At 70.5% G+C, this 11,209-nt stretch carries 13 protein-coding genes; 7 read left to right on the top strand and 6 right to left on the bottom strand.

Annotated features, from left to right (window positions below):
- From VKG64_00325 to mazG, 3 genes are all read right to left on the bottom strand, one after another.
- The coding region (locus VKG64_00325; protein HKB23467.1) for a type II secretion system protein GspE at positions 1-675 on the bottom strand (675 nt) is incomplete at its 3' end.
- Between the two features lie 9 nt (positions 676-684).
- A complete protein-coding gene (locus VKG64_00330; GenBank protein HKB23468.1) occupies positions 685-1,221 on the bottom strand; it encodes a macro domain-containing protein in 537 nt (178 codons plus the stop codon).
- The gene (gene mazG, locus VKG64_00335) at positions 1,218-2,021 is read right to left on the bottom strand and encodes a nucleoside triphosphate pyrophosphohydrolase (GenBank protein HKB23469.1); all 804 of its coding nucleotides are present in this window, start codon (positions 2,019-2,021) and stop codon (positions 1,218-1,220) included. The genes VKG64_00330 and mazG overlap by 4 nt, the downstream gene beginning before the upstream one ends.
- Positions 2,022-2,084: 63 nt before the next feature.
- Here mazG and VKG64_00340 point away from each other — a divergent pair, with 63 nt between their 5' ends.
- Positions 2,085-2,507 carry a DUF1844 domain-containing protein gene (locus VKG64_00340; protein ID HKB23470.1) on the top strand — a complete coding sequence of 141 codons (423 nt, stop codon included), beginning with the start codon at positions 2,085-2,087 and terminating at the stop codon, positions 2,505-2,507.
- Here the strand turns inward: VKG64_00340 and VKG64_00345 are convergent.
- Entirely contained in the window at positions 2,464-3,111 is a 648-nt protein-coding gene (locus tag VKG64_00345; GenBank protein ID HKB23471.1) for a hypothetical protein, read from the bottom strand. The two genes, VKG64_00340 and VKG64_00345, sit on opposite strands and share 44 nt — an antisense overlap.
- A gap of 239 nt (positions 3,112-3,350) precedes the next feature.
- Between VKG64_00345 and VKG64_00350 the strand changes: the two genes are divergently transcribed.
- The 6 genes from VKG64_00350 to VKG64_00375 all read left to right on the top strand — a co-directional run bounded on the left by VKG64_00350 (position 3,351) and on the right by VKG64_00375 (position 10,142).
- Positions 3,351-3,746: an Hsp20/alpha crystallin family protein gene (locus tag VKG64_00350; GenBank protein HKB23472.1), complete on the top strand. Its 396-nt coding sequence runs from the start codon at positions 3,351-3,353 to the stop codon at positions 3,744-3,746.
- A gap of 72 nt (positions 3,747-3,818) precedes the next feature.
- Positions 3,819-5,735, top strand: coding sequence for a molecular chaperone DnaK (gene dnaK / locus VKG64_00355; GenBank protein HKB23473.1), 1,917 nt, complete (start codon positions 3,819-3,821; stop codon positions 5,733-5,735).
- A gap of 6 nt (positions 5,736-5,741) precedes the next feature.
- Entirely contained in the window at positions 5,742-6,629 is an 888-nt protein-coding gene (locus VKG64_00360) for a DnaJ C-terminal domain-containing protein (protein HKB23474.1), read from the top strand.
- Complete coding sequence (locus VKG64_00365; protein HKB23475.1) at positions 6,626-7,012, top strand: MerR family transcriptional regulator; 387 nt, start codon at positions 6,626-6,628, stop codon at positions 7,010-7,012. Before VKG64_00360 ends, VKG64_00365 begins: the two co-directional genes overlap by 4 nt.
- A 28-nt stretch (positions 7,013-7,040) precedes the next feature.
- Positions 7,041-9,410: an endopeptidase La gene (gene lon / locus VKG64_00370; GenBank protein ID HKB23476.1), complete on the top strand. Its 2,370-nt coding sequence runs from the start codon at positions 7,041-7,043 to the stop codon at positions 9,408-9,410.
- 63 nt (positions 9,411-9,473) lie between these two features.
- Complete coding sequence (locus VKG64_00375) at positions 9,474-10,142, top strand: lytic transglycosylase domain-containing protein (protein ID HKB23477.1); 669 nt, start codon at positions 9,474-9,476, stop codon at positions 10,140-10,142.
- 27 nt (positions 10,143-10,169) lie between these two features.
- On the opposite strand, the gene VKG64_00380 is transcribed toward VKG64_00375, so the two are convergent.
- Positions 10,170-10,709 carry a hydrolase gene (locus tag VKG64_00380; GenBank protein HKB23478.1) on the bottom strand — a complete coding sequence of 180 codons (540 nt, stop codon included), beginning with the start codon at positions 10,707-10,709 and terminating at the stop codon, positions 10,170-10,172.
- 40 nt (positions 10,710-10,749) lie between these two features.
- On the bottom strand, positions 10,750-11,209 hold a 460-nt coding region (locus tag VKG64_00385), incomplete at its 5' end, for an ATP-binding protein (protein ID HKB23479.1).

Below are 11,209 nucleotides of genomic sequence, written 5' to 3' on the forward strand. Positions count from 1 at the left end.
CCGGAACACCTTCTCGTACGACTCGAAATGGATGTCCGATGCCCCCTTCTGGATCGCGTCCACCAGCACCATGTTCACCAGCTTCACCACCGGCGCCTCGTCCGCCGACTCCTTCAGCTCGAAGACGTCGACCTTGGCGCCGTCCTCGTCGCCCTCGACGACCTCGACGTTGGAGAGATCCGTCGACATGTCCTGCATGACGCTGGCGATCGCCTCGGTCTTCGACTCGTAGTGCCGGTCGATCGCCTTCTTGATCGCGGACTGCGAGGCGACGAGCGGCAGGACCTGGAGGTTCGTCATGAAGGAGATGTCGTCCAGCGCGAACACGTTGGTCGGGTCGGCCATCGCGAGCGCCAGCGAGTTGCCCATGCGCCGCACGGGCAGCACCTCGTACTTCTTCGCGATCGCGGGCGGCACGAGTTTCAGAACCTCCGTATCGACCACGAGCTGCGAGAGCGTGATCGACGGCACGCCGTACTGGCGGGAGAGGAACCCGATCAGCTGCTCCTCGTTGATGAAGCCGAGGCGGATCAGGATCGAGCCGAGCTTGTCGGTCGAGCCCTTCTGCTCGGCGAGGGCCTTCTGGAGCTGCTCCGGGGTGAGCAGGCCGTCGGCAACGAGGAGGTCCCCGAGCCGCCGGCTGACGGGGTGACTGAGCTTTACCTGCTGCGCCATCGTAGCCTACTACTGTACCGCACCCAGGCGTTTCAACGTATCTGTAAAGGCTTTGTAGGCGTCGTCCTGGTAGAGGACGAACGCGACCCGTCTGAGGCTCGACCCCCCCGCCCGGAGATGCTCGACGACCGCCTTCAGCATTGCATCCGCGCAGATGACCGGCGGGACGTGCCCGACGCCGGTCCCCAGCGCGGGGAGGGCCAGCGAGGTGATGCGATGCTTGGTCGCGAGACCGAGGACCGCCCGGGTGGTGGCGGCGATCCTGTCGCCGTCGGTCTTGAGATCAGGGCCCATGACGGCCGCGTGGATGACGTGCGTGGCCGCGAGGTTCCCCCCGGTCGTCAGGACGGCCTCCCCGACCTCGACGGGCCCCTGCCGCATCGCCTCCTCCTCGATGATCACGCCGCCCTTGCGCTTGATCGCGCCGGCCACGCCGGTGCCCATCGCGAGGGTGGGGTTCGCGGCGTTGACGATGGCATCGACCTCCCAGTCGGTGATGTCGCCGCGCTCGATCGAGATGGACGACGGGCCGACCTTGAGCTTCATGGCGCCGGTCGCTCCCGATCCTTGGCCGCCTCCCACGCCCGCTCGAGCTCGTCCTGCGGCACCGCGCCGAGCGACTTGCCTCGCGCCGTGAGGTCGGCCTCCATCTCCGTGAAGCGGCGCCGGAATTTCTCGATCGCGCCCTGGAGCGCCTCCTCGGCGTCGATCGAGGAGAGGCGCGCCACGTTCACGAGCGAGAAGAGCGCGTCGCCGAGCTCTTCCTGCACGCGCCGCGCCTCGCCCGAGGCGATGGCGTCGCCGGCCTCGCGAATCTCCTCCTCCACCTTGGCCCACGCGGCGCGCGCGTCCGGCCAGTCGAAGTTGACCCGCGCCGCCTTCGCCTGGAGTCGCTGCGCGCGTAGGAGGGAGGGAAGCGAGCGCGGGACGCCGGCGATGACCGACCGCCGCCGGCCGCTCGCCGCCGCCTCTTGCTGCTTGATCGCCTCCCACCGCGCGAGGACCTCCGACGAGGGGCCGGCGACGGCATCCCCGAACACGTGCGGGTGGCGGCGCACCATCTTGTCGATGAGGCGCCGCAGGAGATCGGCCATGGCGAACTCGCCCGCCTCGTCGGCCAGCCGGGTGTGAAAGACGACCTGGAACAGGAGGTCGCCCAGCTCCTCCTCGAGCTCGCCGGGGTTGCCGGCCTCGATCGCCTCGAGGACCTCATAGGCCTCTTCGATCAGAAAGGGCTTCAGGGAGGTCCGGGTCTGCTCGCGGTCCCACGGGCACCCGGCCGGACCGCGAAGCCGGGCCATAACGTCCAGGAGTCGGTCGAACAAAACACCGGGGGACTCGGTCATGTCCGTTCCTGAGGGTAAGCGATTATACAGCAGGGGTTTTCGCGTATGCTAGGTTCCGCCAAGATGGTTCCGGAAAACCCCGACGAGGCGTTCAAGGTCAGCGACCGCCGCCGCCGCTCGTCCGATGACGACCCTCCCGCGCCCGCCGCGGCCCCCGTCGAGGAGCCTCGGAGGCCGACGCCCGAGCCGTCGCTCGGCCCGGGCCCGGAGTCAGAACGCAACCTCGTCGGACTCTTCATGATGCTGGCGAGCTCCGCGGTCGTCTCGCTCGGCGACGCGCCCGATCCGATGACCGGCCAGCGGCACCGCGACCTCACGAACGCCGCCGACGCGATCGACCTGCTGATCCTTCTTCGCGAGAAGACCGAGGGCCACCGTACGCCGGAGGAGACGCAGGTCCTCGACGAGCTCCTCTACGATCTCCAGCTCCGCTACGTGAACGCTACGAAGCAGGCCGGACCACGACCCGCCCCCCCTCGACCGTGACGGCGTCGATTCCGTCCGGCATGCGCCAGCGAAGCACGCGAAGCGCGGCCGGATCGAGCAGCACGCGCAGCAGCACCGCGGGCACGCGCTGCCGGCCGACCGCGAACTGGGTGACCTCGAGCCTCAGGTAGCGTCGCTCCTTTCGCTCCGCGTCGGGCTCGAGCTGGGGACGGACGCGCACGCGGAGCCAGACGCGCCGGTCGAGCAGTTCGGCGGGGAGCATCGTGCCCAGCGCCGCGGCCGGCGGCTCCGCCACGAGGTAGCGCAGAGGGAGCCTCGCGCGGAAGTCGGCGACACCCCCCCGCATCAGGCGCACGCCGATGTCCGTCAGCGGTAGCTCTGCGCTCTCGGTGAGGTGGCGCGAGAGGAACGCGTTCAGCTCGCTCTCGGAGAGCACGATCGGCTCGGCGTCTCGCCGCCCCCGATGAGCGCCGCGACGCACGATCTCGAAGATCTTGTGCTGCGCCGTCACGCCTTCGGCCGCCGTCCCGCTCGGTGGCGGGCCGTCGGGTTGCCGGAGGGCCTCGATGCCCCCCCAGAAAACGCCGCCCGCCATCACGCCGAAGACCAGGAGGGTCAGGCACCCGAGGCATCCGAGCTTCATTCTCATGACCCTATCACCCATCCGGTGAGAGCCCATTCAATTCCGGTAGTTATGCTGATCCCGGCTTGGCTTGACATGTCATCACTCAGCTGATATATGAAGTGTGTACTCAAGTTGAATCGGCTCGCAGGCAGGCGGGCAAGACAGGAGGGAACCATATGGCTGTGGATCGTTGGCGTCCGTTCATGACCTTGGAGCGTTGGGAGCCTTTCAGCAACACGTCCGAGATTCAGGGCGAGATGAACCGTCTCTTCGACAGCTTCTTCGGGCGGCCGACGTCTGTCGCCACCGCCGAGGGCGCGCGTGTGTGGGCGCCCGTGTTCGACATGTACGAGACGAAGGACGAGCTCGTCCTGAAGGTCGAGCTGCCGGGGGTCCGGGAGAAGGACATCTCGCTCTCGATCACCGGCGACCTCCTCACCGTGAAGGGTGAGCGGGCGTTCGATCAGGAGCAGAAGGACGAGAACTACTTCCGCGCGGAGCGGGTCTACGGGAAGTTCGAGCGCACGATCCAGCTTCCGCTGCCCGTCCAGGCCGACCGCGTGACGGCGACCTATCGCGACGGGGTGCTCGAGGTGAAGCTCCCGAAGGCGGAAGAGGTCAAGCCGAAGGACATCAAGATCGACATTCTGTAACGCGCACGCGCGCCGTGCGGTGCGGGCCCACCCGGGCCCGCACCGGGGCGCGTCGGCGGAGGGAGACGGGACATGGCGAAGGTGATTGGCATCGACCTCGGGACGACCAACTCCGTGGTGGCCGTCGTCGAGGGCGGCAACCCGAGCGTGATCGCGAACCAGGAGGGTAGCCGCCTCACGCCCTCCGTGGTCGGCTTCACGAAGGACGGTGAGATCCTCGTGGGGCAGGTCGCCAAGCGGCAGGCGATCACGAACCCCGAGAACACGGTCTTCTCGATCAAGCGGTTCATGGGACGCCGTCACGACGAGGTGCTGCAGGAGATCAAGCTCGTTCCGTATAAGGTCGTCAAGGCCTCGAACGGCGACGCGCGGGTCGAGATCCGCGGCAAGCAGTACTCGCCGCCCGAGATCTCCGCCATGATCCTCCGGAAGCTCAAGGAGGCGGCCGAGGCCTATCTGGGCGAGAAGGTCACCCAGGCCGTCATCACCGTTCCCGCCTACTTCAACGACAGCCAGCGGCAGGCCACGAAGGACGCCGGCAAGATCGCCGGCCTCGAGGTCCTCCGCATCATCAACGAGCCGACCGCGGCCGCGCTCGCGTACGGCATGGACAAGAAGAAGGACGAAACGATCGCGGTCTACGACCTCGGCGGCGGGACGTTCGACATCTCGATCCTCGAGATCGGCGAGGGTGTCTTCGAGGTCAAGGCGACCAACGGCGACACCCATCTCGGCGGCGATGACTTCGACCAGTGCGTGATCAACTGGATCGCCGAGGAATTCAAGAAGGAGCACGGCATCGACCTCCAGAAGGACCGCATGGCGCTGCAGCGGCTGAAGGAGGCCGCGGAGAAGGCGAAGTGCGAGCTGTCGACGACCCTGCAGACCGAGATCAACCTGCCCTTCATCACGGCCGACGCGAGCGGCCCGAAGCACCTCGTGCTCACGCTCACGCGGGCGAAGCTCGAGGCCCTCGTGGCCGACCTGATCGAGCGCACGCTCGGCCCGTGCCGCCAGGCGATGCAGGACGCCGGCGTGACCCCGAAGGACATCGACGAGGTCATTCTCGTCGGCGGCCAGACGCGCATGCCGAAGGTGCAGGAGGTCGTGAAGCAGCTCTTCGGCCGGGAGCCGCACAAGGGCGTGAACCCGGACGAGGTGGTGGCGGTGGGCGCGGCGGTCCAGGGCGCGGTCCTCACCGGCGAGGTGAAGGACCTCCTCCTGCTCGACGTGACGCCCCTCTCGCTCGGCATCGAGACGCTGGGCGGCGTGACGACCGTGCTGATCCCGCGGAACACGACGATCCCGACGAAGAAGAGCGAGGTGTTCACGACCGCGGCGGACAACCAGACGTCGGTCGAGGTGCACGTGCTCCAGGGCGAGCGCCAGATGGCACGCGACAACCGGACGCTCGGAAAGTTCCACCTCGTCGGCATGCCGCCGGCGCCCCGCGGCATGCCGCAGGTCGAGGTGACGTTCGACATCGACGCCAACGGCATCCTGAACGTCACCGCGCAGGACAAGGGCACGGGCAAGCAGCAGAACATCACCGTGACCGCGTCGTCGGGCCTCACCAAGGACGAGATCGACAAGATGGTGAAGGACGCCCAGGCGAACGCCGCCGAGGACGCGAAGCGCAAGCAGGAGATCGAGGTCCGCAACCAGACGGACTCGCTCGTCTACTCCACCGAGCGCAGCCTCGCGGAGCACGGCGCGAAGCTCGCCGAGGCGGACAAGAAGGCGATCGACGACGCGCTCGTGGAGGCGCGCGAGGCGCTGAAGGGCGAAGACACCGAGCGCATGACGCGGGCCCAGGAGACCCTGACGCGCGCGGCGCACAAGCTGGCGGAGGTCATGTACCGCGAGGCCCAGGCGGAGGGTCCCGGGGCCGCCGGCGCGAAGGCCGGCGACGGCCGCAGCGCGTCCGGCCCCAAGGAGGGTGAGGTCGTCGACGCCGATTTCGAGGACCTGGGCGAGAAGAAGAAGTAGGTCGCGATGCGGCGCGACTATTACGCGGTGCTGGGGGTCGTGGCCACGGCGGGACCGCGCGAAGTGCGCCAGGCGTTCCGGCGCCTGGCACGGCAGTACTCGCCCGACGTCAATTTCTGGGACGCCCAGGCCCGCGCCCTGTTCGAGGAGATCTCCGAGGCCTACCGCGTGCTGAGCGACCCGGCCGCGCGCACCATGTACGACCGGTTCGGCACGGCCGTCCTGGGCGACGCCGCGCTGCCTGCCGGACGGCGCGGCGAGGACGCGCACGTCGCGGTGGAGCTCGAGTTCGCGCAGGTCGTGCGCGGCGCGCGGACGCGCGTCGACGTGCAGCGCTTCTCGCCGTGCGCCGCGTGCGGGGCGTCGGGCCAGGCGGCGGGCGCCCGCTGCGCCGCGTGCGCGGGGCGCGGCGTTCGGCAGCGGCTCGAGGCCGTCGACGTCGAGATCCCGGCCGGCGCCGATACGGGCGCGCAGATCCGCGTCGCGGGCGAGGGCCACGCGGGTCCGTTCGGAGGGCCGCGCGGCGACCTGGTGGTCAGCACGCGGGTCCGCGAGCACCCGTTCTTCCGGCGCAAGGGCGAGAGCGTCCACTGCGAGGTGCCGATCAGCGTCTGGGAGGTGCTGCTCGGCGCGCGTATCCGGGTGCCGACGCCCGCCGGCGAGGCGGTGCTCGTCGTCCCGCCCGGCGCGACCGGCGGGCAGGTGTTCCGGCTCCGCGGGCAGGGGCTGCCGCGCCTCGCGGGCGAGGGGACCGGCGACCTCTACGTCACGATCGGCATCGAGGTGCCGACCGGGCTCGACGCGCGGACTCACGACCTCGTGCGGCAGCTGGAGCGGCTGATGCCGATGGAGCCCCGCGCGACGCTCGCGCGATTCCGGGGGGGTGCGGCGTGAACGACCGCGGCAAGCCTCGCTACATGATCGGGGTCGTCGCCGAGATGCTGGCCGTCCATCCCCAGACGCTCCGGTTCTACGAGAAGAAGGGGCTGGTGCGCCCGAGCCGGACGGTCGGGCGGACGCGCATGTACTCTCAGGAGGACGTGGACGAGCTCGCGCGCCTGCTCCGGCTCACGCGCGACCTCGGCGTGAATCTCGCGGGCACCGAGATCATCCTAAAGATGAGACGCCGGATGCTCGAAATGCAGAAGCAGATCGAGGACCTGCTCGCGTACGTCCGCGAGGACGGCGGCGAGCCGAAGCGCGAGACGGCGCAGGAACCCCGCGAGGCGCTCGTGCGGGCGGCCTCCGGACAGCTCGGGCCCGTCGACCTCTTCTGAGTCGAGCCTCCGGCCGAAAAGGAGAGCCATGACCGACGTTCCGGACATCCTCGGCATCCTTCCGCTCCGGGGGACGGTGATCTTCCCGCAGGCGGTGGTGCCGCTCGCCGCCGGCCGGCCCTCGTCCGTGCGGCTGATCGAGGAGGCGCTCCAGGGCAGCCGCGTCGTGGGTGCGATCATGCAGCGCGCCGCGACGGAGGACAACCCCCGCGCCGGCGGCCTGCACGCGGTCGGCACGGTCGCCGTCATCCACAAGGCGCTGAAGCAGGCCGACGGCACGTTCCGCCTCATCGTCGAGGGGCTCGCGCGTTTCCGTATCGTCGAGATCGTCCAGGAGACGCCGTTCCTGCGCGCCCGGATCGAGCGTGTCCCGGAGGACGGCGGTGCCGGCTCGCTCGAGACCGAGGCGCTCGCCCGGAGCGCGTCGTCGCTGTTCCAGAAGGTCGTGTCGCTGTCGCCGGCGCTGCCGGACGAGCTGGCGAACATCGGCGCGTCGGCCGAGGGGCCCGGCGCGCTCGGCGACCTGATCGCCGCGTCGCTGCCGACCCTGCCCACCGCGCTCAAGCAGGAGCTGCTCGAGACGGTGAGCGTCGCCGAGCGCCTGAAAAAGCTCGTCGGCGCGCTCAGCAAGGAGGCGGAGGTCCTCGAGCTCGGGTCGAAGATCCAGTCCGAGGTCCAGTCGGAGGTCTCGAAGACGCAGCGCGAGTACTACCTGCGCGAGCAGATGAAGGCGATCCAGAAGGAGCTCGGCGAAAGCGACGAGCGCACGCAGGAGATCGACGCGCTCCGCGAGAAGATCGAGTCGGCCGGGATGCCCGAGGAGGCGCGGACGGAGGCGCTCCGGGAGCTCGACCGGCTCGCGAAGATGCCGCCCGCGGCCGCCGAATACACGGTGGCGCGGACGTACATCGACTGGCTCGTGACGATGCCGTGGCGGCAGGAGACGACCGACAGCGTGGACATCGAGCCGGCGCGCCGGATCCTCGACGAAGACCACGAGGGGCTCGAGAAGGTCAAGGAGCGCATCCTGGAGTACCTCGCGGTGAAGAAGATCCGGCCGTCGGGCAAGGACCCGATCCTCTGCTTCGTCGGCCCGCCCGGCGTCGGCAAGACCTCGCTCGGCCGCTCGATCGCCCGGGCGCTCGGCCGCAAGTTCCACCGCATCTCGCTCGGCGGCATGCGCGACGAGGCCGAGATCCGCGGGCACCGGCGCACCTACATCGGCGCGCTCCCCGGCCAGATCATCCAGGGACTGCGCCGCGCGGGGACGAGGAACCCCGTCTTCATGCTCGACGAGGTCGACAAGCTCGGCATGGACTTCCGGGGCGACCCGGCGTCGGCGCTCCTCGAGGTCCTCGACCCCGAGCAGAACGTGTCGTTCCGCGACCACTACCTCGACGTGCCGTTCGACCTGTCGCGCGTCCTGTTCGTGACGACGGCGAACGTGCTCGACACGGTGCCCGCGGCGCTGCGCGACCGCATGGAGGTTCTCCCGCTCGCCGGCTACACCGAGGAGGAGAAGATCGCGATCGCGCAGAAGCACCTCGTCCCGAAGCAGGCGCGCGCGCACGGGCTCGAGCCCGGGACGGACGTCGCGTTCACCCCGGAGGCGCTCCGGCTCCTGGCCCGCGGCTACACGCGCGAGGCCGGCGTGCGGAGCCTCGAGCGCGAGATCGCGAGCGTCTGCCGCAAGCTCGCGCGCCGGCGCGCGGAGGGGCACGCACAGCCCGTCCAGGTCACGCCGGACCTCGTCACGTCGTTCCTCGGCGTGCCCCGGTTCGAGCTCGAGGAGCTCGAGGAGCGGACGCGCGTGCCCGGCGTGTCGATCGGGCTCGCGTGGACGCCGGCGGGCGGCGACATCCTGTTCGTCGAGGCGACGCGGATGAAGGGCAAGGGCGGGTTCACCCTCACAGGGCAGCTCGGCGACGTCATGAAGGAGTCGGCGCAGGCCGCGCTCTCCTGGGTGCGCTCGCACGCCGGCGCCCTCGGCATCGATCCCGACTTCTGGGAGACGTCCGACGTCCACGTCCACGTCCCGGCCGGCGCCATCCCAAAGGACGGCCCGTCGGCCGGCGTCACGATGACGGCCGCGCTCGTCTCGCTCCTCACGGGCCGCCGCGTGCGCGCGGGCCTCGCGATGACAGGCGAGGTGAGCCTGGCCGGCCGCGTGCTCCCGGTCGGCGGCATCAAGGAGAAGGTGCTGGCGGCCCACCGCGTCGGCGTCCGCACGCTGATCCTGCCGAAGCGGAACGAGAAGAACCTGCTCGAAGACGTGCCGCCGGCGGTGCGGGATGCGCTGACGATCCATCTCGTGGACGCCGTGGAGGACGTCATCCGGCTCGCGCTGGAGGCCGCACCGGCGCCCGCCGCACCGCGCTCACCGGCGTTCGCGCCCTGACTTTCCGGAACCCGGTGAATCGCGCCTTGACAGGGGTACGAGGGCGTCCGCTACCATGAACGGGTGAGACGCTTGCTGCTGTCCCTGGGTGCGGTCGCCGCCCTCGCGACCGCGTCACCGGCCGACGCCGAGATGTACAGGCTCCGCGGCGCGGACGGCAGCGTCCACTTCACGAACGCCCCGACCGATCCGCGCTACCGCCGCATGGGCATCGGCTCCGGGACCTCCGCGGGATGGCTCAGGGTGCCCGGCGGCGACCCCGCGGGGTACACGACGGAGATCCGCGAGGCCGCGGAGCGCTACGGGGTGCCCGAGAAGCTGGTGAGCGCGGTCATCCGCGTCGAGTCCGCGTTCAACCCGCGCGCGGTGTCGCGGAGCGGCGCCCGGGGCCTCATGCAGCTCATGCCCGAGACGGCGTCGGTCCTCGGCGTGCGCAACAGCTTCGATCCGCGCCAGAACATCGACGGCGGCGTCCGCCACCTGCGCGCGATGCTCACGCGCTTCCCGAACAACCTGCCGCTGGCACTCGCGGCGTACAACGCGGGCGACAGGGCGGTGTACGCCTACCAGGGGATCCCGCCGTACGTGGAGACGCGCGACTACGTGTCCCGCGTCCTCCACCTCTTCGACGGGAATCTGGACGGCCTCTCGCACACCGCCGTGTACCGTCGCATCGAGAACGACGGCACGATCACCTACACGAACATCCCGCCCCGGGGCCGCCGCGACTAGCGGCGCCGGGCCGGGGACCCGCCGGCCCTAGCGAAGCAGCTTCGAGATCTCGCGGAAGGCGTCCGTGTCGGCGCGCCCGAGGAGCTGGAACACGACCGTCTCGGTCGCCGTGACGACGGCGCCGGCCTGCCGGACCTGCGCGAGCCCGAGGTCGAAGTTCGCGGACGTGCGCGAGCAGACCGCGTCGGCGACGACGGACACCCGGAAGCCCTGGCGCAGCAGGTCGAGCGCGGTGAGCAGGACGCACACGTGCGCCTCGATCCCGGTGAGGATGACCGGCTCGGCGCCGAGCGCCTTGAGGCGGCCCGTGAACCCGTCGGCGCCGCAGCACGAGAACGCGGTCTTCTCGAGCGGCGTCACGTCGTCGAGGAGCGCACGCAGCTCGGGCAGCGTCCGGCCGAGGCCGCGCGGGTACTGCTCCGTGACGACGACGGGAACGGCGAGGCGCCGCGCGGCCGCGCCGAGGATCTTGATGTTGCGGATCGTGTCGTCGCGAAGCTCGGCGTCCATGGCGTTGAACAGCCGCTCCTGCACGTCGATGATCACGAGGACCGGCTGCTGCGGCATGCCCCCTCCAGCGGGGTGGGTTCGATCGCGCCCTATCTTCTCACGCGCGCCAGGCGCGGTCGAGGCCGCGGTACTGGATCGCCTCCGCGCAGTGCTCCGGCGCCAGGCGCTCGGCGCCCGCGAGGTCGGCGATGGTCCGCGCCACCTTGAGCACGCGGTCGTGGCCGCGCGCCGAGAGGCCCAGGCGGCTCACAGCCTGCGCCAGGAGCCGCTCGGCCTCGGGCGGCGGGGCGCCGAAGCGCCGCGCCTGGCGCGCGGACATGTCGGCGTTCGCGCGGAGGCCGGTGCCGCGGAAGCGCTCCCACTGGCGCTCGCGCGCGCGGAGCACGCGGTGGCGCACGCTGGCGGAGGACTCCGCGGACGCGCCGCCCCCGAGGTCGGCCGCGGCCAGGGCGGGCAATTCGACGTGGAGGTCGATCCGGTCGAGGAGCGGGCGCGACAGGCGGCCGAGGTAGCGGCCCCGCTCGCCGGGCGTGCAGAGGCAGCGGTCGAGCGAGGGG

The sequence above is a fragment of the Candidatus Methylomirabilota bacterium genome (assembly GCA_035260325.1).
GTDB lineage: Bacteria > Methylomirabilota > Methylomirabilia > Rokubacteriales > CSP1-6 > AR19.

What these genes read in the sequence shown, in the direction of transcription:
- VKG64_00340 (HKB23470.1), top strand. Translation starts at nt 2,085, where the DNA reads ATGGTTCCGGAAAACCCCGACGAGGCGTTCAAGGTCAGCGACCGCCGC.
- VKG64_00350 (HKB23472.1), top strand. Translation starts at nt 3,351, where the DNA reads ATGAACCGTCTCTTCGACAGCTTCTTCGGGCGGCCGACGTCTGTCGCC.
- VKG64_00330 (HKB23468.1), bottom strand. Translation starts at nt 1,221, where the DNA reads ATGAAGCTCAAGGTCGGCCCGTCGTCCATCTCGATCGAGCGCGGCGAC.
- lon (HKB23476.1), top strand. Translation starts at nt 7,041, where the DNA reads ATGACCGACGTTCCGGACATCCTCGGCATCCTTCCGCTCCGGGGGACG.
- VKG64_00360 (HKB23474.1), top strand. Translation starts at nt 5,742, where the DNA reads ATGCGGCGCGACTATTACGCGGTGCTGGGGGTCGTGGCCACGGCGGGA.
- mazG (HKB23469.1), bottom strand. Translation starts at nt 2,021, where the DNA reads ATGACCGAGTCCCCCGGTGTTTTGTTCGACCGACTCCTGGACGTTATG.
- VKG64_00380 (HKB23478.1), bottom strand. Translation starts at nt 10,709, where the DNA reads ATGCCGCAGCAGCCGGTCCTCGTGATCATCGACGTGCAGGAGCGGCTG.
- VKG64_00345 (HKB23471.1), bottom strand. Translation starts at nt 3,111, where the DNA reads ATGAAGCTCGGATGCCTCGGGTGCCTGACCCTCCTGGTCTTCGGCGTG.
- dnaK (HKB23473.1), top strand. Translation starts at nt 3,819, where the DNA reads ATGGCGAAGGTGATTGGCATCGACCTCGGGACGACCAACTCCGTGGTG.